Below are 25,000 nucleotides of genomic sequence, written 5' to 3' on the forward strand. Positions count from 1 at the left end.
TGTGGGCGCGGGGCGCGCGCACCCCCCCCAGGCCCGGGCCCCGCCGTTGCGTCCTGGTGGGCAGACCGGCGCTGCGCGGGGGTGCGCGGCTCGGCGACGCTCAGAGGGTGGGGAGGGGTGCTCCTCGCCGGGCGTCCGGAGCGCGCCCCGCGCACCCGGGCGAGGAGCGCGGTCAGCCGCGCGCGGAAAGCCCGGCGAGGAGCACCCCTCCCCACCCGGGCGAGAACCCGGGCGAGACGCTCAGGCCGGCTCGGGCCCGTCGTCGTAGGCGCTGACGTCCTCGGCGCCCGGGCGGGGCTCCTCGTCGACGACGTCGAGCAGCTGCACGATGTTCGTGGTCTCGATGAGGAACTTCACCACCGCGGGCGGCCGGATCAGGGTGACGCGGCGCCCGCGGGAGCGCGAGGCCAGCCGGGCCAGGAAGGCCAGGCCCGTGGAGTCCATGAAGGTCACGTGGTGGGCGTCGACCTGCAGGGGGCGACCGGAGGACAGGGCGTCCTCGGCGGCTTCCAGCAGGTCCGGGCCCAGCTCGGCGTCGATCTCGCCGGTCAGCACCACGCGCGTGGCGCGCGGCTCGTACAGCACGTGCACCGACCCGGGGTCGACCGAGCGGACCTCGGGTACGCGGGACGTCTCGCCCGGGGGTGTCGCGTCGTTCGTCATCGTCCCTCCGAAGTACCGCGATCGGTGGCCGTGCCCGGTTGGCTGCAGGCTGCTGGTCTCCGGCGCGGCTCGTCGCCGCACAGTAGGTCACGACGGCGTCGCTGCGCGACGTGCGCCCGCCCCCTCGGGGCCGGGACCGCTCTCGGCGCGCGGCCCGTCGAGGCCGCCTGCATGCTATCGAGCGAGGCCGGGGCGCCGTCGCGCACCTGCGACGAACCCCTGACGATCCCGCACGCGACTCCAGGAGCACCCCGCATGCCCGGCAGTCCACCGCAGCCGTTGGCGCTGCGCGAGGAGCCCGCCGCGGTGCTGCTGGTCGACCTGCCCGCCGGTGCCGGCCGGCCCGCCGGGGTGGCCGCCGCGGACGCCGCCGCGCTCCGCCGCGCCGGAGCGACGGCGGCCCCCTTCGCGGACCTGCCCGCGTTCTGCCGGGCCGCCGGGCTGCCCGCGGCCGCAGCCGAGCGCGTCCTCGCCGGGACCGTGCCCGGCGAACTGGTGGAGGACCGGTGGTGGCTCGCGGTGGCGCCCCTGGGGGAGCGGCGGGCGCTGCTGTCCCTGCACGAGGTCCCGGAGGACGCCGCGGCACCCGCCCCCGGTGCCCCGGCCGCCGTGGCGGGGGCCGCCCTGACGGCCGTGCCCGCGGGCCCGCCGGCCGGCGCGGGGGAGGACCCCGACGACGCGCGGGGCGTCGTGGAGTGGGTGGGCGCCGGGTGGAGCAGGGTCACGGGCGTGCCCGCCGGTGACGTCGTGGGCCGCGGCTGCGCCGGGCTGCTGCCGGCGGCCGTGGAGGACGCGCGCCCGGCCCTGCGCCGCGCCGCGCGCAGCGGTGAGCCGGTCGCGGTCACCGTGCTGGACGAGCGCACCGACGGCACCCGCTTCCTGCACCGGGTGCGCAGCACGCCCCTGCGGGACCGCAGCGGCGCGGTGTGCCACGTGGTGACGCGGTGTGCCACGTGGTGACGTGGCACAGCGACGTCACCGCCCTCGTGGCGGCCACCGGCGGTCCGGACCCGCTGCGCGCCCTCGCCGCCCTGGACTCCCTGCCCGGCCCGGCCCGCACCCGCGAGGAGGTCGTCGCGCAGCTGGGCGCCGCGGCGCGGGCGCTGGCCGGCGCGGTGGTGCCCGCCGCGATGGTCGTCCTGCTGGACGAGGGGCGCGGCCGTGCCCCGGGACCGGGGGCCGAGGTCGTCGCCGCGGCCGGTGAGCCGTTCGAGGGGCTGGTGGGGCGCACCTGGCGGCGCCCGCCCGGCGCCCGCGGCGAGGACCCCCCGCCGGGCGCGGCCGGGCCCGGCGCCCTGGCCCTCCCGCTGCCCGGGCACGGGCACGTCCTGGGGTGGTTGGTCGTCGTACCGGGGGAGAGCGGGCCGGGTGCCGCCGGTGAGGCCGTCCTGCGGGCAGCGGCCCGCCGCGCCGGGCTGGCGGTGGAGAACGCGAGACTGCACGCACGGGAGCACGAGTTGTCGGAGACGCTGCAACGGAGCATGTTGCCGGAGGACACCGCGGTGGAGGGGCTCGACGTCTGGGCGTTCTACGCGCCCAACGCCGAGCACGCCCAGGTGGGGGGCGACTGGTACGACGTGCTGCGCGCCCCCGACGGCGGCGCCGGCGTGGTCGTCGGCGACGTCGTGGGCCACGACGTGGAGGCCGTGGCCGCCATGGGGCAGATGCGCTCGCTGGTGCGCTCGGCCGCCCAGGAGCTCGACGACCCCGGCAGCGTGCTGATGCGCGTGGACCAGCTCGCCGCTGGCGTGGACGTCCAGCGCATGGCCAGCCTGGTGTACGCCACCCTGCGGCGCCTGGACGACGGCGGCTGGGAGGTGGCGTGGAGCAGCGCCGGGCACCTGCCGCCGCTGCTGCGCCGCGCCCGTGCCGGCGACGGCCCGGCCGTGGAGGTCCTCAACGACGCCACCGGCACCCTCGTCGGGCTGGGGGAGCGCCCCCGGCCCACCCGCGAGCGGGCGCTGCACCCGGGCGACGTCCTCGTCCTCTACACCGACGGCCTGATCGAGGCCCGGCACCGGCCGATGCGCGACGGCATGGAGGTGCTGGTCGAGGTCCTCGCCGGCACCCGCGCCGGCGACGCCGCCGGGATCGGCGAGGAGCTGCTGCAGGGGCTGGGCGAGTCCCCCGAGGACGACACCGCGCTCGTCGTGGTCCGGGTGCCCGAGGAGGCGGAGGAGCCCGCGCGGCCGGTCGCGGACACGCCCCGCCGCCGGCGCTGGCAGCTGCCCCCGGAGCCCTCCTCGGTGGGCAAGGCCCGCCACGCCACCCTGCGCGCCTGCGCGGTGTGGGGCCTGGCCGTGGGCCCGCAGGCCGAGATCGTCGTCTCCGAGCTGGTCGCCAACGCCGTCCTGCACGGCTGGGGACCGGTGGGCCTGCGCCTGTTCGACCTGCCCGGCGCCCTGCGCATCGAGGTGGAGGACGACAGCCCGGAGCAGCCCCGCGTCGTGGACGCCCGCCCCGACGGCGCCGGCGGTCACGGGATGCGGGTGGTCGCCACCCTGGGCCGGTGGGGCGTCACCCCCACCCGGCGAGGCAAGATCGTCTGGGTGGAGGTCCCCACCTCCTGACCGCGGCCCCGGCCGCCCCACCCCTGCGACCCCCTGCGACGAGGAGCACCCGTGAGCACCGGCACGAACCTGCTGGGCGGACCCCCGCCCACCCACCTGCCCGAGCACCCCGAGGTCGGCGCCCAGCTGGCCGGCGGCGCCGAGCCCGCCGCGGTCGCGGCCGCGCACCCGGCGGCCTCCCTGCCGTGGGCGCTGCTCGCCGAGGCCGCCCTGGACGCCGGGGAGGCCGTCCCCGCGTACGCCTTCGCCCGCACCGGCTACCACCGCGGGCTGGACGCCCTGCGCCGCGCCGGCTGGCGCGGGCACGGGCCCGTGCCGTGGGCGCACGAGCCGAACCGCGGCTTCCTGCGCGCCCTGGCCGCCCTGCAGCGGGCGGCCGCGGCGATCGGGGAGACGCCCGAGGCGGACCGCTGCCGGGACTTCCTGCGCGACTGCGACCCCCAGGCCCCCGCCGAGCTGCTGAGGTGAGCAGCGCCGCTGACCGGCGCGCGCCCGTCGTCGTGGTCGGCGCGGGCATCGCCGGCGCCGCGTGCGCGCGGGTGCTCGTGGACGCCGGCGTGCCGGTGCGGCTGGTCGACCGGGGCCGGCGCCCCGGCGGGCGGATGAGCGGCCGGCGGGTGGAGACGTCCGTGGGCGTGCGCGTCGCCGACCTGGGCGCCTCCTACTTCACCGCCTCCGGCGACGGCTTCAGCGCCCAGGTGGCCGACTGGGAGGCGCGGGGCCTGGCGCACCGCTGGACCGACACCTTCGCCGTCGTGCGGGGCGGTCGCGGGGCGGGCGAGCCGGGCGGGCCCCGCCTGGACGGGGCCACCTCCAGCGGCCCGTGGCGCTGGGGCGCACCGGGCGGGCTGCGCAGCCTCGTCGACGACCTGCTCTCCCCGCCCGGCCGCGCACCGGTGCCCGTGCGCACCTCCACGGACGTCGAGAGCGTCGAGGCCGGTCCGGACGGCCCCCGCGTGGACGGGCAGCCGGCCGCGGCGGTCGTGCTGGCCGTGCCCGACCCGCAGGCGGCCGACCTGCTGCCGCGCATGGTCGCCACCCGCCTGGACGTGTCGGCGCGCTGGAACTACCGGCCGTGCATCGCGGTCTACGCGGCCTGGCCGCAGCGGTGGTGGCCGCACTTCGACGGCGCCTTCGTCAACGACGACGACCTGCTGGTCTTCCTCGCCGACGACGGCGCCCGCCGCGGCGACGGCGCCCCCGTGCTCGTCGCGCACACCGCGCCGGACTTCTCCGCCGAGCACCTGGACGACCCGGCCGCCGCGGTGGCCCCCGTGGTGGCCGCGCTGGGGCCGCTGCTGACGGGCCGCCCCACCCCCGCGCCGTCCTGGAACCGCGCGCACCGCTGGTCCCTGGCCCAGCCGCTCAAGCAGCACGCCGAGGAGCCGTTCGGGCTGGACGAGGCCACCGGCATCGCCGTGTGCGGCGACGCGTGGGGGCCCACCTCGAAGGTGGAGACGGCGTGGGCGTCCGGCACCGCGCTGGGCGCGGAGCTGCTGCGCGGGCGGCTCGCCGGCTGACCCGGGCCGGTAAGCTCTCCGCGGTCTGCGCCGACCTCCGCCGGAGGTCCGTGGGGGCCTCGTGCAACGCAGGACCGCGCAACCACCAGGAAGACAGGGGATGTCATGCCCGCGATCGTGCTCATCGGCGCCCAGTGGGGGGACGAGGGCAAGGGCAAGGCCACCGACGCCCTCGGTGCCCGCGTCGACCACGTCGTGAAGTTCAACGGCGGCAACAACGCCGGCCACACGGTCGTGGTGGGGGACGAGAAGTACGCCCTGCACCTGCTGCCCTCCGGCATCCTCACCCCCGGCGTGACCCCCGTCATCGGCAACGGCGTGGTGGTGGACCCCGGCGTGCTGTTCGAGGAGATCGACGCGCTGAGCGCCCGCGGGGTGGACTGCTCCAGGCTCATCGTCTCCGCGTCCGCGCACGTCATCGCGCCCTACCACCGCTCGCTGGACCAGGTCACCGAGCGATTCCTCGGCAAGCGCAAGATCGGCACCACCGGCCGCGGCATCGGGCCCACCTACGCCGACAAGATCAACCGCGTCGGCGTGCGCGTGCAGGACCTCTTCGACGAGAGCATCCTGCGGCAGAAGGTCGAGGGCGCCCTCGACCAGAAGAACCACCTGCTCGTGAAGGTCTACAACCGCCGCGCCGTCTCCGTGGACGAGACCGTCGAGACGCTGCTGTCGTACGCCGAGCGGCTGCGCCCGATGGTCCGCGACGTCAGCCTGGAGCTGTCGCGCGCGCTGGACCGCGGCGAGATCGTCCTGTTCGAGGGCGGTCAGGCCACGATGCTCGACATCGACCACGGCACCTACCCGTTCGTGACGTCCTCCAACGCCACGGCCGCGGGCGCCTGCACCGGCACCGGGGTGCCGCCGAACCGCATCGACCGCATCATCGCCGTCGTCAAGGCGTACACGACCCGCGTGGGCGAGGGGCCCTTCCCCACCGAGCTGCTGGACGCCGACGGCGAGAAGCTGCGCCGCGACGGCGGCGAGTACGGCACCACCACCGGCCGCCCCCGCCGCACCGGCTGGTACGACGCGCTCGTGGCCCGCTACACCGCCCGCATCAACGGCGTGACCGACTTCGTGCTCACCAAGCTGGACACCCTCAGCGGGTGGGAGCGCATCCCGGTGTGCGTCGCGTACGACGTCGACGGCGAGCGTTTCGACGAGATCCCCATGTCGCAGAGCGACTTCCACCACGCCAAGCCCGTCTACGAGTACTTCGACGGCTGGAGCGAGGACATCTCCGGGGCCCGCTCGGTCAAGGACCTGCCGAAGAACGCGCAGCGCTACGTCGAGGCGCTGGAGGAGCTCTCCGGGGCCCGGATCTCCGCGGTCGGCGTCGGCCCCGACCGCGAGCAGACCGTCGTGCGGCACGACCTGCTCGGGTGAGCACCGGCGGTCTGCCCCTGTACGAGGCGGCCCTGGACGACGTGCCGCCGCGCGTGCTGTACGAGCTGCTGAAGCTGCGCGTGGACGTGTTCGTCGTCGAGCAGGAGTGCGCCTACCCCGAGCTGGACGGGCGCGACCTCGAACCGGACGCGCTGCTGCTGTGGGCGCAGGACGCCGCCGGCCGCGTCGCCGGCACGCTGCGGCTGCTGCGCGACGCGGACGGCACCGCGCGCATCGGACGCGTCGCCACCGCCCGCGAGGCCCGCGGGCGGGGCGTGGCGGCCGACCTGATGGCCCGGGCGCTGGAGCTGGCCGGGGACGTCGAGGTCGTCCTCGGCGCCCAGGCGCACCTGGAGCACTGGTACGGACGGTTCGGCTTCGCCGTGGACGGCCCGCGCTACGACGAGGACGGCATCGCACACGTGCCCATGCGGCGCCCGGTCCCCGGCGCCTGAGGGACTCCTCCGGCCCGGGTCGTGGCCGGTGGGTTCCTCCGCCAGGATGCGGGGCGCCCGACGCCCCCGACCGACAGGTGCCCCGCATGCCCACCGACGACGCCCCGCCACCCGGCGCGGTCCCCACCGGACCGCCCGCCCCCAGCGCGGTGGTCCCGACCCGCGCGGTGCTCCTGCTCGTGGGGCTCGCCGCCGGGGTCGTCGTCGTGGCCGGTCTGCGGGCGTTCTCCTCGACCATCGGGCCGGCGGTCCTGGCGCTCGTGCTCGTCCTCGTCGTGCACCCCGTGGAGCCGTGGCTGCGCCGGCGCGGCGTGTACGGCTGGGTGAGCACCCTGGTGGTGCTGGTGGTGCTGTACGCCACCGTGCTCGGCATGGCCGCCGCCCTGGGGTGGTCGCTGGTGCGCCTCGGCATGCTCCTGCCGCAGTACACGGACCGGTACTACGAGCTGCAGGGGCAGGTCCTCGACCTGCTCGACCGCCTCGGTGTCGGCCAGTCGCAGATCACCTCGGCGGTGGCGGGCATCGACCCCTCGCGCCTGGTCGGCCTCGCGCAGGTCGTGCTGCAGCAGTTCGCGGCCGGCCTCACGGCGTTCACGTTCCTGCTCTTCCTGCTGTTCTTCCTGGCGCTGGACGCCGCCGTCTTCCCCAAGCTGCTGGCCCAGGCCAGCTGGTGGCACCCGCGGCTGGTGGGGGCCCTCACGGCGTTCGCCGCCGGCACCCGGCGCTACGTGCTGGTGGCCACGGTCTTCGGCGTGGTCGTGGCGGCGATCGACGTCGGGATCCTGTACTGGCTGGCGGTGCCGCTGCCGCTGGTGTGGGGGCTGCTGGCCTTCCTGACGAACTACATCGCGAACATCGGCTTCTTCCTCGGCCTGGTGCCGCCCGCGCTGCTCGCCCTGCTCGCCAACGGCCCCCGCGACGCCCTGCTCGTCGTCGTGCTCTACACGGTCGTCAACGTCACGATCCAGGGCTTGCTGCAGCCGAAGATCGTCGGTGGCGCCGTCGGGTTGTCGGCGACGCTGACCTTCGTGTCGGTGATCTTCTGGGGGTGGGTCCTGGGCGCCCTGGGGGCGCTGCTGGCGGTGCCGCTGAGCCTGCTGGTGCGCACCGTGCTCGTCGACGCGGACCCCTCGGCGCGCTGGCTGCTGCCGCTCGTCAGCGGCAACCCGCGCGGCGTGCGGCGGCAGGGCGTGCGGCTGGGGCGCACCGGCGCCGTCGGCGCCACCGTGGCGCCCCCGCCCGGGTCCGAGGGCCCGCCCCCGCCGCCCCCGGCGGAGCCCCGGGAGGTGTGAGCCGCGGCCCGGCGTGCCCCGCCGGGGCGTGCCGGGACGCCGGGTTAGGGTTCCGCGTGACTTCCGCCCCGCACCACCGCACCACCTGGGCCCGGGTGCTCACCCACCGCGATCCGGCCGACGGCTCCGTCGCCGAACTGGCGCGCTGGACCACCCCGGACGTCGTCGCCGAGGTGCTCGCCGACGGCGGCCGGGGCCTGACCGCGCAGCTGGACGCCCTCCCCACCGAGCGGGACTGGGTCGGCGAGTGCGGGGGGCTGTCGGGTGCGGTGCTCGTGCTGGCGGAGGTCGACGCCGCTCGCCGCTGACGCGGCCCCCACAGTCGCAACCCGGGGTTGACGATCGGCGTCAACCCTGGGTTACTCGATGTCGTGGACCTCCTGTCGCACGACGTGCCGGACTGGGCGCGGGTGCTCGCGCACCGCCCCCCCGGCGACCACGCCGACGCCGTGCAGCGCCTGGCGCGCTGGACCACCCCCGACGTCGTCGCCGACGTCCTCGCCGACTCCGGCCGCGGGCTGCTCGCGCAGGTCGAGGGCGCACCCGCCGGGCGCGACTGGGTCGCCGAGTGCGGCGGGCTGCTCGGCGCCGTCCTGGTCCTCGCCGAGGTCGACGCCGCCGCGTCCGCGCTGCGCTCCGCCGTCGCCCACGCCCGCTCGCGCGCGCTCGCCGAGCTGGTCCTGGACCACAGCCTCGTCGAGCTCGCCGCCGAGCTCGGCGTCACGCGCCAGGCGCTGCACAAGAGCGTGAGGGGGGTCCGGGGGCTGTGAACCGCAGGACGAGCGAGGAGGACGCCGTGGACGCGCACGTCGAGGAGCAGCGGGCCGGGGCGCACCCGCTGCGGCAGCCGGGCGCCGGGCGGCGCCTGTACGCGGCCGGGCTGGTGGTGCAGCTGGCAGGGATGGTCGGGGTCCTCGCGGCGGTGGTGCACCCCGCGCTGACCGGGGCCCCCGAGCTGCCGGCCGTGGTGGCCTGGGCGCCGCTGCTCAGCCTGGGCGTGCAGCTGGTCGGCCACCGGCTCTGCGCCCGCGCGTGGTGGCACGTCCCGCTGCGTTCCCCGGCGCCGCTGCCGGACCCGGTCGACCGGGTCTTCTGGACCGTGTTCGCACTGGCCGTGTCGGCCACCGCCGCCGTCGCCTGCTTCGCCCCCGCCCGGCCCGAGCCCACGCTCGTGTGGTCGCTCGCGGTGGCCGTGTCCCTGCTGGCGCTGTCGCCGCGGCTGGAGCGCCCGGGGCCCGAACCCGACGCGGACCCCACCTGGCGCACCGTCGTCCTGCTCCTGGCCGTCGTGGCCGTCCTCGTCACCGCGGTCCTCGCCGGGCTGGTGTCACCGCGGGCGGCCTCGGTCGCGCTCGCCGTGCTCGGGGTGGCGGTGGTGGCGCAGCGCGCCTGGCTGCGCCACCGGTACCGCTGAGCTCAGCCCTCCGCGGGGGCGGTGCGGATCGCCAGGCCGTCCAGGTAGCTCGCCACGTTGGCGCGCACCTGCTCGACGCTGTCGCCGCCGAACTTCTCCAGCAGGGCGTCGGCCAGCACCAGGCTGACCATCGCCTCGGCGACCACGCCCGCCGCCGGCACCGCGCAGGCGTCGGAGCGCTGGGCGATGGCCTGCGCCTTGCCGCCGGAGGCGGTGTCGACCGTGTCCAGGGCCCGCGGCACCGTCGAGATCGGCTTCATGGCCGCGCGCACCCGCAGCACCTCGCCGTTGCTCATGCCGCCCTCGATGCCGCCGGCGCGGTCGGTGCGCCGGCGCACCGTCATGCCCTCCGGGCCCTCGCCGCCGTCGGTGCGCTCGATCTCGTCGTGCGCGGCCGAGCCGCGCCGGCGGGCCGTCTCGAAGCCGTCGCCGACCTCCACGCCCTTGATGGCCTGGATGCCCATGAGGGCGGCGGCCAGGCGCGCGTCCAGCTTGCGGTCCCAGTGCACGTAGGAGCCCAGCCCCGGCGGCAGGCCGTGCACGACGACCTCCACGACACCGCCGAGGGTGTCGCCGGAGGAGTGCGCGTCGTCGATCTCGGCGACCATGCGCGCGCTGGTGGCCGGGTCGGCGCACCGCACGGGGTCGGCGTCGACGCGCTCGCGCTCACCGCGGCCGGGCACCGTGCCCGCCGGGGCCTCGACGGTGCCGATGGACACCACGTGGGAGACGAGGTCCACGCCGGCGGCCTGCGCGAGGAACGCGCGCGCCACCTCGCCGAGCGCCACGCGGGTGGCGGTCTCGCGCGCCGAGGCGCGCTCCAGCACGGGGCGCGCGTCGTCGAAGCCGTACTTCTGCATGCCCGTCAGGTCCGCGTGACCGGGGCGGGGGCGGGTCAGCGGCGCCGAGCGCCCGCGCGCGGGCAGCCGTCCCGGTTCGTCGTAGCGGCGGCCCTCGGCGTCGGCGGGGTCGGCGGCCATGACCTCCTGCCACCGCGGCCACTCGGAGTTGCCGATGCGCAGCGCGACCGGCCCCCCCTGGGTGCGGCCGTGGCGGATGCCGCCGATGACCTCCAGCTCGTCCTGCTCGAAGCTCATCCGCGCGCCGCGCCCGTGCCCCAGGCGCCGGCGGGCCAGCGCAGCCCGGATGTCGGCGCTGGACACCTCCACGCCGGCCGGGAGGCCCTCGAGGATGCCCGCGAGCGCCGGACCGTGGGATTCGCCTGCCGTCAGCCACCGCAACACGCGCCCGATTCTGCCGCACGCGCGCAGCGCCGCCGTCCAGCCGCCCGGACGGCCGCTCCCGCGGCGCGCGCGGGTCAGTCGGCGAGGTCGTTCAGCAGCGGGTCGACCCGGTAGGGGACCAGCTCGCGCATCGCCAGCGAGGTGCGGGTGCGCACCACGCCCGGGATGGACAGCACGTCCTGGCCCACCCGGTACAGGTCGTCGGCGTCGCGGGCCACGATCCGGCACATCAGGTCCCCGTCCCCGGTGATGCCGTGCACCTCCAGCACCTCGGGCGTCTGCCGCAGCCGGTGCAGCGTGTCCTCCTGCTGCCCCTGCACGATCTCGATCATGACGAACGCGGAGATGGAGAAGCCGAGCGCCGCGGGCGCCAGGCGGCGGGAGAAGCGGTGCAGCACCCCGTCGGACTCCAGCCGCTCCAGGTGCGCCTGCACGGTGCCGCGGGCGAGGCCGAGCTGTCGCGACAGGCCCAGGACGGTCGCGCGGGGGTCTTCGTCCAGCGCGAGCAGGATCCTGGCGTCGATGGGGTCGAGGCGGCGCACCGGGACATCTTCGCGCATCGGAAGGGCTGGTGAGCGGGCATTGTGCTCAGCGGCCCGTGGATCCGCTGGGCACGCCCCGCAGCGTCAGGGGCGGGGTTCGCCCACGTGCACCAGGACCTGCCCGTCGGCGACCTCGACGCGGTGGGTGCGCACCGGGCGGATCGCGGGCGGGCCCGAGGGGACGCCGGTGCGCAGGTCGAAGGCGGAGGCGTGCCGGGGGCACTCCACGGCGCAGTCCTCCACCCAACCGTCGGCCAGGGACTCCTCGGCGTGGGTGCAGGTGTCGTCGATGGCGTACAGCTCGCCGTCGACGTTGAAGACCGAGATCGGGGTGCTGGTGCCGGGGCCGTCGTAGCGCACGGCGCCGCCGTCCGGCAGGGCCTCGACGGTGCAGACGGCGACCGGCGCGGGGGTGTCGGGCACGGGGGACCTCCTGGTGCGGGCGTGGACCGGGTCAGTGTGCCGGACCGGCGCCGGTACGGTGGGCCCGGTGGGAGCGGACGCCGTGCTCGCCGGTCACCGGGTGCTGGAGCGGGCGGAGTGGACGGCGCGCGAGGCCGCGCACGCGCAGCGCGCGCACGCGCTGACCGCGGCCGCCGTCGAGCGGCGCGGGCGCGGCCAGGCGCACCCCGTGGAGGACTTCCTCTTCACGTACTACTCGTGGGCGCCGGGCAGGCTGCGCCGCTGGCACCCCGGGGTGGGCGTGGAGCTGCTGGGCGCCGGTGAGCGCGAGGGGTGGGCGCACTACGCGGGCACCGGCCGCGGCGTCGTCGTGGACGCGGCCTCGGTGGGGGGGGGGGGGGGGGTGGGGGGGGGTGGGGGGGTGGGGGGCTCCCAGGTCGCGCCCCCGGGCGGGGGGGGCGCGGGGGCCGCGCCCCCCCGCCCCCCCCCCCGCGGGTCCACGGTGCGCCTGGCCCGCGACGTGCTGGCCGCCACCCGCACCCGTCCCGCGCAGCTGGGCTGCTTCGGGCTGCACGAGTGGGCGATGGTGCACCGCAGCTCGCCGGAGCAGGTGCGGCACGCGGGCCTGCCGCTGCGCCTGGGGCACGCCGGCACCGACGCGGTGGTGGAGTCGCACCGCATCCGCTGCAGCCACTACGACGCGTTCCGGTTCTTCACCCCGTCCGCGGTGCCCCGCAACGAGCTGACCCCCACCCGCGAGGGGCAGGCCGCGCAGGAGCAGCCGGGGTGCCTGCACGCCACGATGGACTGCTACCGCTGGGCGATGAAGCTCTCGCCCGCGGTGCCCGGCGAGCTGCTGCTGGACTGCTTCGAGCTGGCCCGGGACGTGCGCGAGCTCGACATGCGCGCCTCCCCGTACGACGTGGCCCCGCTGGGGTACGAGCCGGTGCCGATCGAGACGCCCGAGGGCAAGGCGCAGTACGTGCGCGCGCAGCGGGCGTTCGCCGAGCGGGCCGACCCGTTGCGGGCGGCGCTGGTGGAGGTCTGCGACGCCGTCCTGAGCGCCTGACCCCCCACACCACCTGCTCCCCCTGGCGGAAACCAGGGTTTCCGCCCTCCGGGCAGACTCTGGAGGGGCGGAAACCCTGGTTTCCGCCAGGGGTGGCGGGGTCAGGCGGGGTCAGGCGGGGGAGGCGGCGGTGGCGTCGTCGGACTCCACCGAGGCGTTCCAGCCGGGCTTCTCCTCGCGCCAGCCGTCCTCGGTGCGCCCGCGCCGCCAGTAGCCGGAGGCCGACAGCAGCTCGCGCGGCACTCCCAGCTCGTTGCGCACCCAGCGCCGCACGGCCCGCACGCAGTCGGCCTCGCCGTGCACGAAGGCGTGCGGGGCGCCCGCGGGCAGCTCCAGCGAACGCAGCAGTTCCAGCAGGCCCTCGGGGTCCGGCTGCGCGCGGTGCAGCCAGTGCACCCGCAGCTCACCCGGGCACGGCAGCGCCTGGTGCTCCGCGGCGTCGCGCACGTGGAGCACCGCGACCGCGGGCGCGCCGGCGGGCACCCGCTCCAGGGACGCGGCGATCGCCGGCAGCGCGCTGGCGTCGCCGACCATCAGGTACCACGGCGCCGCCGGGTCCGGCGAGTACGCCCCGCCGGGGCCCATCAGGTGCAGCTGGTCGCCGGGGCGGGCGGCGGCCGCCCACGGCCCCGCGATCCCCTCGTCGCCGTGGTGGACGAAGTCGATCGTGACCTCCCCGCGCGCGGGGTCCACGGCGCGCACGGTGTAGGTGCGCTGCACCGGCCACTCCTCGCGGGGGCGCGAGGCGCGGACGGCCGCCGCGTCGAACGGCTCGTCGTACGCCACCCCCGGAGCGGGGAAGACGAGCTTGACGTAGGAGTCGGCGTGCTCGGCCCGCAGGTCGGCGAGGTCCTCGCCGCCCAGGACCACGCGCACCATCTCCGGGGTGATCCGCTCGGTGCGCACCACGACGGCGCGGCGCTGACGGCGACCGCCGCGCCCGGGGCCGCCGCTGTCGCGGCGGAGGGGGTTCTTCAACTCGGGATCCTCCAGATCACGGCGCGCTCAGGCGCCCTCGGCGCGTCCTTCGCGCCAGTAGCCCATGAAGGCGACGGAGGCCCGCGGCAGGCCCACCTCGCCCACGAGGTGGCGGCGCAGCCGCTTGACGACGCCCGCCTCGCCCGCCAGCCACGCGTACAGGCACTCCGGGCCGGTGGCCACGGCCCGCTCGGGGACCTCCCACAGGATGCCGGTGTCCAGGTCGACGTCCTCGAGGTCCAGCGAGAGCGTGCGCGACGCCTCGTCCACGAGGGACCCGGCGACCTCCTCCACGCGGGGCACCAGCAGCTCGCCGTGCCCGTGGCGGCCGCGCCGGGGCAGCCACTCGACGGTGACGTCCGCCTCGGAGTCGACGCCGACGGCGTCGGCGATGTCGGGCACCTCCAGCACGGCCACGGCCCGTGCGCCGGCCGGCAGCTGCTCCAGCACCGCGCACACCGCGGGCACCGCGGTCTCGTCGCCGGCCAGCAGCAGCGTGCGGGCCTCGGCGGGCGGGGACCACTCCACGCCCCACGCCCGGCCGGTGCCGGGGGCCGTCGGGCCCACCAGGAGCACCTCGTCGCCGGGGCGGGCGGTCGCCGCCCAGGACGCGGCGGGACCGGCCGCGCCGCCGCCCACGCCGTGCAGGACGAAGTCGACGTCCAGCTCCGCGGGGGAGGTGGCGGTGGCCGGGCGCAGCGCGCGCACCGTGTAGGTGCGCATCACCGGGCGCACCTCCTCGGGCAGCGCGCGCCACCAGGCGTACCAGTCGCCCTCCGGCGCTCCCAGGACGTCCAGCGGCAGCTGCGGCAGCAGGACCTTCAGGCGCTGGTCGAAGCCCCCGGGGCCGAAACCGGCCAGCTCGGGGGAGGAGAAGGTGATCCGCGCGTAGCTCGGCCCCAGGTCCTGGCGTCGCACCACCACCACCGGGAAGAGCCGGTACTCGGTGCGCGCGGCGGCGGGCCGCGCGGCCGCACCCGTGGCGCGCCGCACCGCCGCCGTGGTGCGTTCGGTCGTGACCGTCATCCCGCCCCTCCTCGTTCGGTGAGGACAGGCTAACCACACGCAGGGGGGTCTGGGGAAGGGGTGGTGACCACCGTCACCGGTGCGGGGGACGACCCGGCCGCCCCGCAGCGCGTACCGCCGGGCCCCGGCGGGTAGGGGAACCGCATGACGAACCCACGCGGCAACGGGCTGCGCTCCGTGGCCGACCAGTCCGAGGAGGAGCGCGGCGGACCCGGCAGCATCCTGTCCCGGCAGAGCCGCGACCACGCCGACCTGGACGCCCTCATGCGCGCCTACGACGACGAGACGGACGCCGACGCCCGCGGCCGGGTCGTCGCCGAGCTCGCCGAGCGGGCGCTGCGGCACGCCTTCGCCGAGGAGACCGTGCTCTTCCCCGCCTACCGGCAGCACCTGCCCGAGCAGGGCGAGGAGCTGACCCGGCACATCGAGGGCGACCACCAGCAGATCAACGAGCTGCTGGTGCAGCTGCAGGACGCCGACCCGCGCTCGCCGGACTACGACGCCACCGTGCGGCGCGCCTTCGAGGTGATCCGGCACGACGCCCACGACGAGGAGGACGACCTGCTGCCCCGGCTGCAGCGCGTCGCCACCGAGGAGGAGCTGCGGGCGATCGGCGCGGCCTGGGAGGTCCAGCGGCGCACGGCTCCCACCCGCCCGCACCCGAAGGTGCCCAGGCGCCCGCCGGGCAACGCGCTGGCCGCCGTGCCGCTGGCCGTGACCGACCGCGTGAAGGACGCCGCCGAGCACCTGGCCGCCGGCGGCGCGGTCCGGCGCGCGGCGCGGGCCGGGGCGCTGGTGGGCGCGGTCGTCGCCGCGGTCGCCGCCGCCAGGGCGCTGCGCCGCCGCTGAGGGTCCGGGCGGGCCTCAGCGCGGCAGCAGCCGGTACGTCTCCTCGGGGGGCACGCCGTGCGCCTGCAGCAGGTCCACCACCACCGAGCGCAGCTGGGCCACCACCACCGTCGCCGACAGCGACTCCGCGCCGAGGGTGCGCGGGCCCAGCTGCACGGCCAGCTCCTTCAACGCCGCCACGGACGGCGGTGCGCTCTCCCCGGGGTAGGGGGGCTGCCTCAGGGAGCGCACCGTCGCGGCCAGACTCTCCATCACCCCGGCCAGCGAGACCGGCAGCTGCTCGTCGTGCTCCAGGGCGGTGGTCACCCGCCGCAGCGCCACCCGGGTGTTGCGGGTGGCGCGGTCCACGCCGGCCTGCAACCGCTGCTGCTCCACGACCTCCGCGCGCGCCCCGCGCCGCAGGGGGGAGAGCCGCTGCACCTCCAGGGCGGCGCTGACGGACTGCGCCCACGCGTCCAGCTCGCGCTGCGTGGTGCGGGCGCGCTCCAGCACGGTCGCGGCGGCGGCGGCGTCCCTGCTGCGCACGCTGTCCGCGGCGTCGTCCAGCAGGTCGGCGAGCTGGCCGGTGAACGCCAGCGACCGCGCGCGCACGTCGCGGGTGGGGTCGGACGGCAGCAGCGCCGCGATGGCCAGCGCCACCGCCACGCCCGTCATGGCGTCCAGCCAGCGCGCGGACCCGCCGCCGGGCTGCGGCGGGAAGGCGACGATGAACGTGGCCTGCAGCGCCGCCTGGTTCACCAGCAGCACCCCGGAGTCCAGGAAGCGGGCGATGAGCATCGCGGCGACGACGATGAGGCAGATCTGCCACGCGCCGCGCCCGATGACCTGCACGATGGCGGTGCCCAGCAGCACCCCCACCGTCACCCCGACCCCCAGTTCGGCCACGCGCCGCAGCCGGGCGTTGTTCTGCACGCCCAGGCACACGACGACCGCGACGCACGCGAACACCGGGTAGTCCTGGTTCCACAGCGCCCGCGCGAGCGTCCAGGCCACCCCGGCGCCCAGCCCGCACTGCAGCACCTGCCACCACGAGCCCTGCCAGCGCTGCCAGCCGGTGCGCGCCCGGCGTCGGGCGGCGACGGTGAGCGAGGCGGTGCGGGGCACGGGCGGATCATCCCGCACCGCCCGGCCACGCGCCCGTCACGGCCGGGCCCGGGCAGGGCCTACGCTCGGGCGCCGTGGACGTCCTCGTCATCGGTTCCGGCGCCCGTGAGCACGCCCTGGTGCGCGCCCTGCTCGACGACCCGGGGGTGGACCGCGTCGTCGCCGCCCCCGGCAACGCCGGCACCTCGCTGGTCGCCCCGTGCGAGCCCGTCGACGCCGCCGACCCGGCCGCCGTCGCGGCGCTGGCCCGCCGGCTGGGCGCCCACCTCGTGGTCGTCGGGCCGGAGGCGCCGCTGGTCGCGGGGGTGGCCGACGCCGTGCGCGCGGAGGGCGTCGCCTGCTTCGGCCCGTCCGCCGCCGCCGCCCGCCTGGAGGGCTCCAAGGCCTTCGCCAAGGAGGTCATGGCCGCGGCCGCGGTGCCCACCGCGATGGCCCACGTGTGCACCACCGAGGCGGAGGTCTCCGACGCCCTGGACGCGTTCGGCGCCCCCCACGTCGTCAAGGATGACGGCTTGGCGGCCGGCAAGGGCGTCGTCGTCACCGACGACCGCGAGCAGGCCCTGGTGCACGCGCGCACCTGCCTGGAGCACGGTCCCGTGGTGGTCGAGGAGTTCCTCGACGGCCCGGAGGTGTCGGTGTTCTGCCTCACCGACGGCGAGAGCGTCGTGGCGCTGGCCCCCGCGCAGGACTTCAAGCGCGCCCTGGACGGCGACGCGGGCCCGAACACCGGCGGCATGGGCGCGTACTCGCCGCTGCCGTGGGCCCCGGCCGACCTGGCCGAGCAGGTGGTGCAGCGCGTGGCCGAGCCGGTCGTGGCGGAGATGGCCCGGCGCGGCACCCCCTTCAGCGGCGTCCTGTACTGCGGCCTGGCGCTGACCTCCCGCGGCCTGCGGGTGGTGGAGTTCAACGCCCGCTTCGGCGACCCGGAGACGCAGGTGGTCCTGGCCCGCCTGGCCTCCCCGATCTCGCAGGTCCTGCTGGCGTGCGCCACGCCGGGCGCGCTGCGGGACGCCCCGCCGCTGCGCTGGCGCGAGGACGCCGCCGTCACCGTGGTGCTCGCCGCCCCGGGGTACCCGGAGGCGCCCGAGACCGGCGGCGCGCTGGGCGGCCTGGACGACGCGGAGGCGGTGCAGGGCGCGCACGTCCTGCACGCCGGCACGGCGCTGGCGCCCGACGGCACGGGGATCGTCAGCTCCGGCGGGCGGGTGCTGTCCGTGGTGGGCACCGGCGCCGACCTGGCGGCGGCGCGCGAGGCCGCCTACGCGGCGGTGCGCTCGGTGCACCTGGACGGCGGGCGCTTCCGCACCGACATCGCGGCCGCGGCGGCCGGCGCGTGAGCGCCCCCGAGCTGCCCGCGCCGCCGCAGCTGCCCGGCTGGCGCCACACCTACTCCGGCAAGGTCCGCGACCTGTACGTGCCGGCGGACGGCGAGCGCGGTCGGGTGCTGGTCGTGGCCAGCGACCGCATCAGCGCCTACGACCACGTCCTGAGCGGCGGCATCCCCGACAAGGGCAAGGTCCTCACGGCGATGTCGCTGTGGTGGTTCGAGCGCCTGGCGGACCTCGTGCCGCACCACGTGCTCTCCACCGACGTGCCCGACGCCGTGGCGGGGCGGGCGATGGTGTGCCGGGAGCTGGAGATGTTCCCCGTGGAGTGCGTCGCGCGCGGCTACCTCACCGGTTCCGGCCTGGCCGAGTACCGGGCGGGAGGCGCGGTGTGCGGGATTCCGCTGCCGGACGGCCTGGTGGACGGCTCGCGCCTGCCGGAGCCGGTCTTCACCCCCGCCACGAAGGCGGAGCTGGGCGAGCACGACGAGAACGTGTCCTTCGAGCACGTCGCCGGCGTGGTCGGTGCGCGGGCCGCCGCGGAGCTGCGCGAGCTCACCCTGGCGGTGTACGCGCGCGCCGAGGCCGTCGCCCGCGAGCAGGGGATCGTGCTGGCCGACACCAAGCTGGAGTTCGGCCGCGCGGACGGGCGCACCGTCCTGGGCGACGAGGTCCTCACCCCGGACTCCTCCCGGTTCTGGCCGGCCGAGGAGTGGCAGCCGGGCCGGGCCCAGCCCAGCTTCGACAAGCAGTTCGTGCGCGACTGGCTGACCTCCCCGACGTCCGGGTGGGACCGCACCGGCGACGCCCCGCCCCCGCCGCTGCCGGCGGAGGTGGTGGAGCGCACCCGCGCCCGCTACGTCGAGGCGTACGAGCGGCTGACCGGGGAGTCCTTCACCGGCTGAGCCCCGGACGCGCCCCGCCTCGCGCGGCCGGGCGCGGCGGGTGAGGCTGCCGGTGTGGTGCCGATCCTGCCGGCGGCCGTGACGGCCCTGCCCGCGCGCGCCCGCCGCACCTTCCGCGAACGGGTCTCCGGCGACCCGACGGGGGCGCCGGGCTGGGTGCGCGACATCGCCCTGGTGGGGGAGGGGCCGGGCTGGTTCGAGCCGGACGGGGTGGTGTGGCGGGCGCACGGCGACCTGTCGACCCTGGTCGGCGGGGTGGTGGCGCTGCTGGGCCAGGGCGCGCACCCGCTGGCGATGGCCGGCGTGCAGCGGCACTCCGACTACCGGCGCGACCCCTGGGGCCGCTTGGCGGGGACGGCGCGCTGGCTCGTGGTGTGCACGTTCGGCTCGGCGGAGCTGGCCGAGCGGGAATCGGCCCGGGTGCGGGGGGCGCACGAGCGGGTGCGCGGCACCACCGGCGACGGGCGCGCGTACTCCGCGGGCGACCCGGACCTGCTGCGCTGGGTGCACCTGGTCTTCACCGACGCGTTCCTCGCCGCGCGCCGCGAGGTCGGCGCCGACGACCCGGCCGCGCGGTTCGGGCGGCGCTGGCCGGACGCGTACGTGCGCGAGTGGGCGCGCACCGCGCACGCCCTGGGAGCCACGGACCTGCCGGGCAGCGAGGCGGAGCTGGCCGAGGCGCTGGCCGCGTTCGTGCCCGCCCTGGAAGCGGTGCCGGCGCACCTGCTGCGGTTCCTGTCCTCCCCGCCCGGTCTGGGGCGCGCGGAGGCGGTCTTCTACTCCGGTCTGGCGGGGGCGGGGGAACTGCTGCTGTCCCCGGCGGTGGCGCCCCTGGCGGGCGTGCCGGGCCGCGCGGTGCGTGGCCGGCGCGAGCGGGCCCGGCTGACGGCGGCGCGCGGCCAGCTGCGGGCCGCACGGGCCCTGCTCGGCCCGCACAGCCCCTCGGAGGAGGCGGCTCGCCACCGCCTGGGGCTGGGGCCCGCACCCTCCTGGCTGCGCTGATCCTGCCGGGCCACGTCACCGCCTGGACGGACTGGGACGGGTCAGGGGAGCGTGAGGTGCGCAGGCGCCACGACTGACGGGCTGCGACGCGGTCGCCGAACGCCCGGGTCGGGTGTGGTCACCGCGGTTCCGGTGACCGGCAGCACGGGGCGGGACCGCGGAGCCGCGTTCAGCCGTGATCGCGCGTGGCCAGCGACAGGACCGTGCGTGCTGCCCAGGAGTTCACGCCGGTTGCAGTCGCTCGCGCAGGACGTCCACGCCCGGGCCCGACAGCGCGTCCAGGCCGGCGCGGCGGCCGGAGATCGCCAGCAGCAGGTCCAGGTCGGGCCCGCGCACCTCGCCGCCGTCCCGTCCGCTGCCGGTGCCGTGCGTCCAGCCGGAGTCGGTGGAGACCAGGTGCAGCCCCGCCACGCGCTTCGGCGCGCCCATGAAGCGGTTGCCGACCACGTGCTCCAAGCAGGCGGTGACGACGTGGGCGGGTGAGGAGCAGGGCAGGTGCAGGGGTCGGGCGATGTCCTGGGCGTGGACGACCAGGTCCATCAGGGGGTCCAGGGGGCTGCTGCCGGGGAAGCGCCGGCTGGAGGCAGCGCTGGCGCGCAGCTGCTGCAGCAGCTCGGCGGTGCTGTAGCGCTGGGCTCGGGCAGCGGCCAGGTCGACCTCCATGCGGTCGAAGGAGCCGCGGGCCCGGATCGCCTCGCGCGCCAGCAGGGGCAGGGTCAGGCGGGTGGTGGTGGTCAGGTGGGCCAGGACGTCGCGCACCGTCCACGCCGGGCACAGCGAGGGGGTCTGCCACTGCTGCTCGGTCAGGGCCGCCGCCCAGTCGGCCAGGCGCAGTCGTTCACCGGCGACGGCGGCGGTGGTCTGGGCGGGGGACAGCGGCGAGGGCACGGCGCTCATGGTCGTGGGACCGGGCAGGCGTGCGGGAGTCATCGGTGCGTCGTGTCGGCTGCTGCGACGGGCTCAGTCGGCGGTGCCGTCCAGGGCCCCGCTGTGGGCGGTGATCCACGCCGCGTCTCGCCGGTAGAGGTCGGCGTGGCTGCGCAGGTCCCCTCGGCCGGCGTCGGCGCGGGTCTGCGTGAAGCCGGCGAGGTCGTGCAGGCGCTGCACGGCGGTGGGGAGCACGTCTGCCGGGGCCAGGCGGTGGTCGTGGTCGCGGCTGTAGGCGTCGCAGAGCAGGCGCAGGCGTCGGGCTCGCCGGGTCGTGCCGTTGCGCAGGCCGTCGCCGTTGGCCGGGTCGGTCAGGGGCACCAACCGGTAGGCGAGGTAGGCCAGGTCCCAGACCCGCGGCCCGGGAGAGGCGGTGTCCCAGTCGATGACCCCCGTGAGCCGACCACCGGTGAAGACCATGTTGTAGGGGGCGAAGTCGTTGTGGCAGACGACCTCGACCGGCTCGTGGGCGGGAAGCTGCCACGTGGCGCCGGTGGTGTCGAAGTCGGCGCCGGCTGCGTGCAGCTGGGCCAGGTGCACGGCCGCGTCGATGAGGACGTCTTCGCTCCAGGTCCACTCCGGCAGCGGGTACTGCGGCACCTCACCGGCCAGGTGGGAGACGCTGTCGCGTCCGTCCCGGTCACGACCGAGGGGCTCGGGGACCCAGTGCAGGCCGTGCTGCCTCAGGTGCCGCAGGAACCGCTGGATCGTCGGGCTCCAGGCACCGGCACGGCGGCGGACGGTGTTGCCGACGCGCACGGCGCCGCCCGTGTTGCCACCCACCAGCACTTCTTCCTGCTCGATCGCCGCACCGGCGTCGTGATCGCTCATGCACGGCATCCTGAGCGGAGTGACAGCGCCAGGACCACTGACTTCCCGTCCTCGGCGACGTCCTCGATCCCCTGGACGAGCGGGGTCGCTCGGGTGTCGATCGTGCCGCTGCGAGGCGTCGGTGCGGGGTTCTCCGCAGTCGGCGTGGAGCGCTGGCAGAGCGGGGGCGTTCAGGGAATGCCGGTGCGGTGGTGGTGCTTGTAGGGGGTGGTCGTTCCGCTGCACGTCCCCGGGCCTCACCTTCAGCCGCTTCGAGCGGCCGCTCGCCGAGAGGCGACTGCCGGATCGACCAGCACGTCCACGGCCGCCGGGTCCTTCGACCCGGCGGCCGTCGTGCGTGCCGGCACGGAGCCACGCCCTGGCGGCGCCGTGAGCGAGCACCCCGCTCTGCGCCGTGACCGGCAGATCGCCTGCGGTCATCCATGAGCTGATCGACACCGCGACCATCGGAGGACGGAGCTCGGTGCCTCGTCGGGCAGGGTCGATCGCATGATGCAGCGACACGCCACGCAGCAGACGGTGCCCTGGACGCAGAGGCCGGGGACGTGGATCGCCTTGGCGGTGGCCTTCTCGGCGCTTTCGGCGCCGTCGTGGGTCGATGCCCTCAGCGGGGAGAAGACCCTGGGCTACCTGCCTGCCGCTGCCTTCACCGCCGCGGCGGTCTTCTTCCTGACGCAAGCTCGACGGTGCGCCCGGTACCGCCTCGAGCGTTGACTCCGTGCAGGTTCTGCCGTGGTCAGGACGCTTGCCCTGCTCGGTGGATGACGAAGTTCATCGGCGTAGGCGGTAGTCGGGCGGCGACCCGCGCTGCGCGGGCACCGGGCGGTTCGCCCACGACGCGCGGCGCGCTGAGGTGATGTCGTGCAGCAGCGCACCGGCGCGGGTCAGGACGTCGCCGGGGTGGAAGTGGCTGACCAGGGCCAGCACGCCGAGGGAGTGCTCGAGGCGGGAGTAGTTCTGGGTGGTCACCATGGCGGCGGCGCCGGCGTGGGCGATGAACTGCAGCCGGCGTACCCACCAGCTGCGCAGGAGGTCGCGCTCGAGTGCGGTGAGGGTGACGGTGACCTTCCGGACCGGGTCGGTGCAAGTGCCGCCCAGGCCCAAGGTGTCGGCTGCAGGCTGCACGTCCATACTCCTCGACTTGGTCACGGCACTCCGGTGCCTGGAGTCGATCCCGCCTGCAGCCCGTCACGGTCGAAGCACCGGTCGGCGGGATGAGCGGATGTGTGGGGCTGGGTCTGCGAGTCCAGATCACCGGTAGTGGGGCTGCTCCTGCGCCGGATCAGCCGCGACGACGTCGAGCCCGGAGTGCTGGGTGAGCGCGTCGATGGCTGCCGGGTCGGCACCGATGCCGGCGTAGTGCGGGTCGACGTCGCGCACGAGGCACCAGGCGTGATCGGCGGGCCAGACGAATGCCGGATCGGGGGCGTGGCCGCTCGGCCCCAGTGGCAGGTCCGGGCCCCAATCGCCGACGTCGCCGGTACTGCCGGCGAAGAGGTAGTAGCCCCGGTTCGGCAGGCGCACCTGCGCCGGGTGCTCCTGTGACGGCCCGGGATGCGCCGATCGCGGCTGCAGTCCGGGCGCGAATCCGGCCGGGGGTTCTTGCAGCAGCGGGGCGCTGTCGTCGAGGCGGCGCCGACCGCTGTCGGTGCCCGGGCCGCCGGGCAGGCGCGGCCAGGTGCCCCGATCGTCGTGCGCGGGGTGGCTGGGACCGGCGGGGTGCAGGCCCCAGCCGTCCCACAGCAGGAAGAAGCACTCGTGCGGGGTGGTGGTGAACGCGGCCAGGACGTCGAGTGCGCGGCGCAACTGCTCGGTCTCCGAGATCTGCACGAGTGAGTCGCCGGCGTCGTTCTCGCTCTGGCCGGGGCCGGTGGGGTCGGGCAGGAAGCGCAGCCGCGCGTAGGTGGGGAACCCGGCCGGCCCCGAGGTGACCAGCCGGTTCCAGGGCTGAGGGTCGTCCCGGAGCCAGGCCGCTGGTGCGGTGTCGGTGCGCAGGCTCATGCTCACCCGGTCATGATCGGTGTCGTGCGGTCAGGCCCGCACGTCGTGCAGGTGCTGCGGCCGTACGGCTCACGAGATGCGCGGTCGTCGACATAGGCGTGAAGTCAGCCAACCATGATCGCGCCCGGAGGGCGGCATAAGCGAGCACACGTCCCGGCCGTGTGCTCTGCCGGGCAAGTTCAGCATCGGTACGGGCCGGACCTGTCGGGCAGCCTGTGCTGCATGGCCAGCAGAGCGCGCTTTTCCGTCAGAGCATCCGTGCGCATGCAAGGGACCGGCGCTGACCTGCCGCTGCCGCGTGTCGCGTTGGTGGCAACTCCCGACCACGTGCTGCAGCACGACCAGGACGAGATGGACGACTTTCGTGAGCCGCCCTTCCCGGTGAGCTTGGACTTCGTGGGGCCCTCGGGGGCGAGCCGCTATGCCCTGGTGTGGACGCTGTCGCAGCGGGTGACGTCGGCTGGGGCTGCTCTGGTGCTCGACAGCGCCTCGGGAGGCCAGGCGTGGGAGCCGCGCCCGGATGCGCTGTGCCGTGATCCAGACGATTGGGGTTGCTCTGGCCGTTCGACGGGTGGTGGGTCTGGCCGGACATCCCCGGCAGCCTCGCCGGGCAGGCGTCTTTCACCGTGAGGGCACCTGTCGAGTGGAGCGCCCGTGGCAGCGTGCGGCGTGCGGAGGTGGTGCTGACGTTGACGTTGCGGGAGCACTGAACCAGTTGCGGCGCTCAACGTGTGGCCGCGTGGTCACCGACACGAGCGGACGCCGACGGCTGCTCAGGATCGCGCACTCAACGCGCCATGTGCGGACGTTCCGCGCGGTGCCCGCGGGCTCGGGAAATCCGCACATGGCGCGATCCGGGGAGGGATGTGGCGCCGAGTAGTCCAGCTCGGCTCACTCGTGCGCAGGAACCCAGGTGTCACCGTCGCGCTGGATTCGCGCCGAGCGCAGCCCGAACGGCTCTGGTGTCACTCCGCGGCGCACGTCCCACACCTCCAGCAGGTGGGGGAAGCAGCGGATGAGCATGAAGTCCTTGTCGTCCGGGCCGGCCGGCCAGAACGCCCGCCAGGTGGGTGAGAACCACTGCCAGCACAGCGCCCGGTCGCTGATCAGGTCAGCGGTGCAGTGGGCGATGACGCCGGCGCGGTCGCGGTGGGACTCGTAGGCCAGTAGCGCCGAGTGCGAGGACGCTGCTTGACGGGCCTTGCGAGAGGTGGTGGAGGTTCCCACCCGCAGCGCGAGGTCCGCATCGGGGCCCAAGGGCTCGACCACACGGGCCGAGGGGCCCTGCTCGCCGCTGGTAATGAGGGTGCAGTAGGTGCGTCCTGACATCACCGCTCGCGCCGAAGCCAGGATGTTCGCGGGGTTGGTGTCGGTGCGCCGACGGGCGGCCGAGCGCAGGGCCAGACCGAGGAGTGTTCCGGTTGCCCGGGTGAGCGGGCGGTGCTGCGACACGAGTTCAACCTAGCCGTGGGGAGACGGCCCGGCTGGG

General features: G+C 76.3%; 28 protein-coding genes. 16 read left to right on the forward strand and 12 right to left on the reverse strand.

Annotated elements, in window-relative coordinates; translation table 11 throughout:
- Positions 1 to 240: 240 nt before the first annotated feature.
- A complete protein-coding gene (locus tag ACRYM0_RS10435) occupies positions 241 to 663 on the reverse strand; it encodes an STAS domain-containing protein (protein ID WP_432504779.1) in 423 nt (140 codons plus the stop codon).
- Positions 664 to 918: 255 nt separating this feature from the next.
- Here ACRYM0_RS10435 and ACRYM0_RS10440 point away from each other — a divergent pair, with 255 nt between their 5' ends.
- The 10 genes from ACRYM0_RS10440 (at position 919) to ACRYM0_RS10485 (ending at position 9,306) form a co-directional block, all read left to right on the forward strand.
- A complete protein-coding gene (locus tag ACRYM0_RS10440) occupies positions 919 to 1,623 on the forward strand; it encodes a PAS domain-containing protein (protein WP_432504781.1) in 705 nt (234 codons plus the stop codon).
- Positions 1,617 to 3,233 carry an ATP-binding SpoIIE family protein phosphatase gene (locus ACRYM0_RS10445; RefSeq protein WP_432504783.1) on the forward strand — a complete coding sequence of 539 codons (1,617 nt, stop codon included), beginning with the start codon at positions 1,617 to 1,619 and terminating at the stop codon, positions 3,231 to 3,233. Before ACRYM0_RS10440 ends, ACRYM0_RS10445 begins: the two co-directional genes overlap by 7 nt.
- Before the next feature lie 51 nt (positions 3,234 to 3,284).
- Positions 3,285 to 3,701: a DUF3151 domain-containing protein gene (locus ACRYM0_RS10450; protein WP_432504785.1), complete on the forward strand. Its 417-nt coding sequence runs from the start codon at positions 3,285 to 3,287 to the stop codon at positions 3,699 to 3,701.
- A complete protein-coding gene (locus ACRYM0_RS10455; protein WP_432504787.1) occupies positions 3,698 to 4,753 on the forward strand; it encodes an NAD(P)/FAD-dependent oxidoreductase in 1,056 nt (351 codons plus the stop codon). Before ACRYM0_RS10450 ends, ACRYM0_RS10455 begins: the two co-directional genes overlap by 4 nt.
- 105 nt (positions 4,754 to 4,858) lie before the next feature.
- Positions 4,859 to 6,145: an adenylosuccinate synthase gene (locus ACRYM0_RS10460; protein ID WP_432504789.1), complete on the forward strand. Its 1,287-nt coding sequence runs from the start codon at positions 4,859 to 4,861 to the stop codon at positions 6,143 to 6,145.
- On the forward strand, positions 6,142 to 6,600 hold the full coding sequence (locus ACRYM0_RS10465) for a GNAT family N-acetyltransferase (protein ID WP_432504791.1): 459 nt from the start codon (positions 6,142 to 6,144) through the stop codon (positions 6,598 to 6,600). Before ACRYM0_RS10460 ends, ACRYM0_RS10465 begins: the two co-directional genes overlap by 4 nt.
- 86 nt (positions 6,601 to 6,686) lie before the next feature.
- Positions 6,687 to 7,892, forward strand: coding sequence for an AI-2E family transporter (locus ACRYM0_RS10470; protein WP_432504793.1), 1,206 nt, complete (start codon positions 6,687 to 6,689; stop codon positions 7,890 to 7,892).
- A gap of 56 nt (positions 7,893 to 7,948) precedes the next feature.
- On the forward strand, positions 7,949 to 8,200 hold the full coding sequence (locus ACRYM0_RS10475; protein ID WP_432504795.1) for a hypothetical protein: 252 nt from the start codon (positions 7,949 to 7,951) through the stop codon (positions 8,198 to 8,200).
- Between the two features lie 63 nt (positions 8,201 to 8,263).
- The gene (locus ACRYM0_RS10480) at positions 8,264 to 8,662 is read left to right on the forward strand and encodes a hypothetical protein (protein WP_432504797.1); all 399 of its coding nucleotides are present in this window, start codon (positions 8,264 to 8,266) and stop codon (positions 8,660 to 8,662) included.
- Positions 8,659 to 9,306, forward strand: coding sequence for a hypothetical protein (locus ACRYM0_RS10485; protein WP_432504799.1), 648 nt, complete (start codon positions 8,659 to 8,661; stop codon positions 9,304 to 9,306). The genes ACRYM0_RS10480 and ACRYM0_RS10485 overlap by 4 nt, the downstream gene beginning before the upstream one ends.
- A gap of 2 nt (positions 9,307 to 9,308) precedes the next feature.
- Here ACRYM0_RS10485 and aroC read toward each other — a convergent pair whose 3' ends face one another.
- The 3 genes from aroC to ACRYM0_RS10500 form a co-directional block, all read right to left on the reverse strand.
- The gene (gene aroC / locus ACRYM0_RS10490) at positions 9,309 to 10,550 is read right to left on the reverse strand and encodes a chorismate synthase (protein ID WP_432504801.1); all 1,242 of its coding nucleotides are present in this window, start codon (positions 10,548 to 10,550) and stop codon (positions 9,309 to 9,311) included.
- 74 nt (positions 10,551 to 10,624) lie between these two features.
- On the reverse strand, positions 10,625 to 11,110 hold the full coding sequence (locus tag ACRYM0_RS10495; protein WP_432504803.1) for an Lrp/AsnC family transcriptional regulator: 486 nt from the start codon (positions 11,108 to 11,110) through the stop codon (positions 10,625 to 10,627).
- Positions 11,111 to 11,176: 66 nt separating this feature from the next.
- The gene (locus tag ACRYM0_RS10500) at positions 11,177 to 11,515 is read right to left on the reverse strand and encodes a bifunctional 3-phenylpropionate/cinnamic acid dioxygenase ferredoxin subunit (protein WP_432504804.1); all 339 of its coding nucleotides are present in this window, start codon (positions 11,513 to 11,515) and stop codon (positions 11,177 to 11,179) included.
- 67 nt (positions 11,516 to 11,582) lie between these two features.
- On the opposite strand from ACRYM0_RS10500, the gene ACRYM0_RS10505 reads away from it, so the two are divergent.
- Positions 11,583 to 12,563, forward strand: coding sequence for a 3-methyladenine DNA glycosylase (locus tag ACRYM0_RS10505; protein ID WP_432504806.1), 981 nt, complete (start codon positions 11,583 to 11,585; stop codon positions 12,561 to 12,563).
- 111 nt (positions 12,564 to 12,674) lie between these two features.
- Here the strand turns inward: ACRYM0_RS10505 and ACRYM0_RS10510 are convergent, their stop codons facing one another.
- Both ACRYM0_RS10510 and ACRYM0_RS10515 read right to left on the reverse strand, forming a co-directional pair.
- Complete coding sequence (locus ACRYM0_RS10510; protein ID WP_432504857.1) at positions 12,675 to 13,472, reverse strand: siderophore-interacting protein; 798 nt, start codon at positions 13,470 to 13,472, stop codon at positions 12,675 to 12,677.
- Between the two features lie 96 nt (positions 13,473 to 13,568).
- Positions 13,569 to 14,567, reverse strand: a complete 999-nt coding sequence (locus ACRYM0_RS10515) for a siderophore-interacting protein (RefSeq protein ID WP_432504808.1) — start codon at positions 14,565 to 14,567, stop codon at positions 13,569 to 13,571.
- A 144-nt stretch (positions 14,568 to 14,711) separates the two neighbouring features.
- Between ACRYM0_RS10515 and ACRYM0_RS10520 the strand changes: the two genes are divergently transcribed.
- Entirely contained in the window at positions 14,712 to 15,416 is a 705-nt protein-coding gene (locus ACRYM0_RS10520; RefSeq protein WP_432504810.1) for a hemerythrin domain-containing protein, read from the forward strand.
- A gap of 15 nt (positions 15,417 to 15,431) precedes the next feature.
- Here the strand turns inward: ACRYM0_RS10520 and ACRYM0_RS10525 are convergent, their stop codons facing one another.
- Entirely contained in the window at positions 15,432 to 16,520 is a 1,089-nt protein-coding gene (locus tag ACRYM0_RS10525; RefSeq protein ID WP_432504811.1) for an FUSC family protein, read from the reverse strand.
- A gap of 74 nt (positions 16,521 to 16,594) precedes the next feature.
- On the opposite strand from ACRYM0_RS10525, the gene purD reads away from it, so the two are divergent.
- Genes purD through ACRYM0_RS10540 form a run of 3 tightly spaced genes read left to right on the forward strand, consistent with a single transcriptional unit; the run spans position 16,595 to position 19,752 of the window.
- Positions 16,595 to 17,857, forward strand: a complete 1,263-nt coding sequence (gene purD, locus ACRYM0_RS10530) for a phosphoribosylamine--glycine ligase (RefSeq protein WP_432504813.1) — start codon at positions 16,595 to 16,597, stop codon at positions 17,855 to 17,857.
- Positions 17,854 to 18,750, forward strand: a complete 897-nt coding sequence (locus ACRYM0_RS10535) for a phosphoribosylaminoimidazolesuccinocarboxamide synthase (protein WP_432504815.1) — start codon at positions 17,854 to 17,856, stop codon at positions 18,748 to 18,750. The genes purD and ACRYM0_RS10535 overlap by 4 nt, the downstream gene beginning before the upstream one ends.
- Before the next feature lie 54 nt (positions 18,751 to 18,804).
- Positions 18,805 to 19,752: an oxygenase MpaB family protein gene (locus tag ACRYM0_RS10540; RefSeq protein ID WP_432504818.1), complete on the forward strand. Its 948-nt coding sequence runs from the start codon at positions 18,805 to 18,807 to the stop codon at positions 19,750 to 19,752.
- A 222-nt stretch (positions 19,753 to 19,974) separates the two neighbouring features.
- Here ACRYM0_RS10540 and ACRYM0_RS10545 read toward each other — a convergent pair whose 3' ends face one another.
- Positions 19,975 to 20,682 carry a maleylpyruvate isomerase family mycothiol-dependent enzyme gene (locus tag ACRYM0_RS10545; protein WP_432504819.1) on the reverse strand — a complete coding sequence of 236 codons (708 nt, stop codon included), beginning with the start codon at positions 20,680 to 20,682 and terminating at the stop codon, positions 19,975 to 19,977.
- Positions 20,683 to 20,712: 30 nt separating this feature from the next.
- Positions 20,713 to 21,510 (reverse strand): phosphotransferase enzyme family protein, encoded by a 798-nt coding sequence (locus ACRYM0_RS10550; RefSeq protein ID WP_432504822.1) that lies wholly within the window; start codon positions 21,508 to 21,510, stop codon positions 20,713 to 20,715.
- A gap of 489 nt (positions 21,511 to 21,999) precedes the next feature.
- Here ACRYM0_RS10550 and ACRYM0_RS10555 point away from each other — a divergent pair, with 489 nt between their 5' ends.
- Complete coding sequence (locus ACRYM0_RS10555; protein WP_432504824.1) at positions 22,000 to 22,224, forward strand: hypothetical protein; 225 nt, start codon at positions 22,000 to 22,002, stop codon at positions 22,222 to 22,224.
- Between the two features lie 57 nt (positions 22,225 to 22,281).
- Here the strand turns inward: ACRYM0_RS10555 and ACRYM0_RS10560 are convergent, their stop codons facing one another.
- The 3 genes from ACRYM0_RS10560 to ACRYM0_RS10570 all read right to left on the reverse strand — a co-directional run bounded on the left by ACRYM0_RS10560 (position 22,282) and on the right by ACRYM0_RS10570 (position 24,963).
- On the reverse strand, positions 22,282 to 22,635 hold the full coding sequence (locus ACRYM0_RS10560; protein WP_432504826.1) for an HD domain-containing protein: 354 nt from the start codon (positions 22,633 to 22,635) through the stop codon (positions 22,282 to 22,284).
- Positions 22,636 to 22,761: 126 nt separating this feature from the next.
- A complete protein-coding gene (locus tag ACRYM0_RS10565) occupies positions 22,762 to 23,511 on the reverse strand; it encodes a hypothetical protein (protein WP_432504859.1) in 750 nt (249 codons plus the stop codon).
- Positions 23,512 to 24,402: 891 nt separating this feature from the next.
- On the reverse strand, positions 24,403 to 24,963 hold the full coding sequence (locus ACRYM0_RS10570; protein WP_432504828.1) for a pyridoxamine 5'-phosphate oxidase family protein: 561 nt from the start codon (positions 24,961 to 24,963) through the stop codon (positions 24,403 to 24,405).
- Positions 24,964 to 25,000 lie beyond the last annotated feature (37 nt).

Origin of the sequence: Kineococcus arenarius subsp. arenarius (assembly GCF_050871845.1) — a bacterium.
In the GTDB taxonomy this organism is placed as follows: Bacteria; Actinomycetota; Actinomycetes; order Actinomycetales; family Kineococcaceae; genus Kineococcus.

Coding starts and splice junctions, on each gene's coding strand:
- ACRYM0_RS10440 (WP_432504781.1), top strand. CDS start 919: ATGCCCGGCAGTCCACCGCAGCCGTTGGCGCTGCGCGAGGAGCCCGCC.
- ACRYM0_RS10545 (WP_432504819.1), bottom strand. CDS start 20,682: ATGACTCCCGCACGCCTGCCCGGTCCCACGACCATGAGCGCCGTGCCC.
- ACRYM0_RS10565 (WP_432504859.1), bottom strand. CDS start 23,511: ATGAGCCTGCGCACCGACACCGCACCAGCGGCCTGGCTCCGGGACGAC.
- ACRYM0_RS10460 (WP_432504789.1), top strand. CDS start 4,859: ATGCCCGCGATCGTGCTCATCGGCGCCCAGTGGGGGGACGAGGGCAAG.
- ACRYM0_RS10435 (WP_432504779.1), bottom strand. CDS start 663: ATGACGAACGACGCGACACCCCCGGGCGAGACGTCCCGCGTACCCGAG.
- ACRYM0_RS10495 (WP_432504803.1), bottom strand. CDS start 11,110: ATGCGCGAAGATGTCCCGGTGCGCCGCCTCGACCCCATCGACGCCAGG.
- ACRYM0_RS10520 (WP_432504810.1), top strand. CDS start 14,712: ATGACGAACCCACGCGGCAACGGGCTGCGCTCCGTGGCCGACCAGTCC.
- ACRYM0_RS10470 (WP_432504793.1), top strand. CDS start 6,687: ATGCCCACCGACGACGCCCCGCCACCCGGCGCGGTCCCCACCGGACCG.
- ACRYM0_RS10555 (WP_432504824.1), top strand. CDS start 22,000: ATGATGCAGCGACACGCCACGCAGCAGACGGTGCCCTGGACGCAGAGG.
- ACRYM0_RS10515 (WP_432504808.1), bottom strand. CDS start 14,567: ATGACGGTCACGACCGAACGCACCACGGCGGCGGTGCGGCGCGCCACG.
- ACRYM0_RS10550 (WP_432504822.1), bottom strand. CDS start 21,510: ATGAGCGATCACGACGCCGGTGCGGCGATCGAGCAGGAAGAAGTGCTG.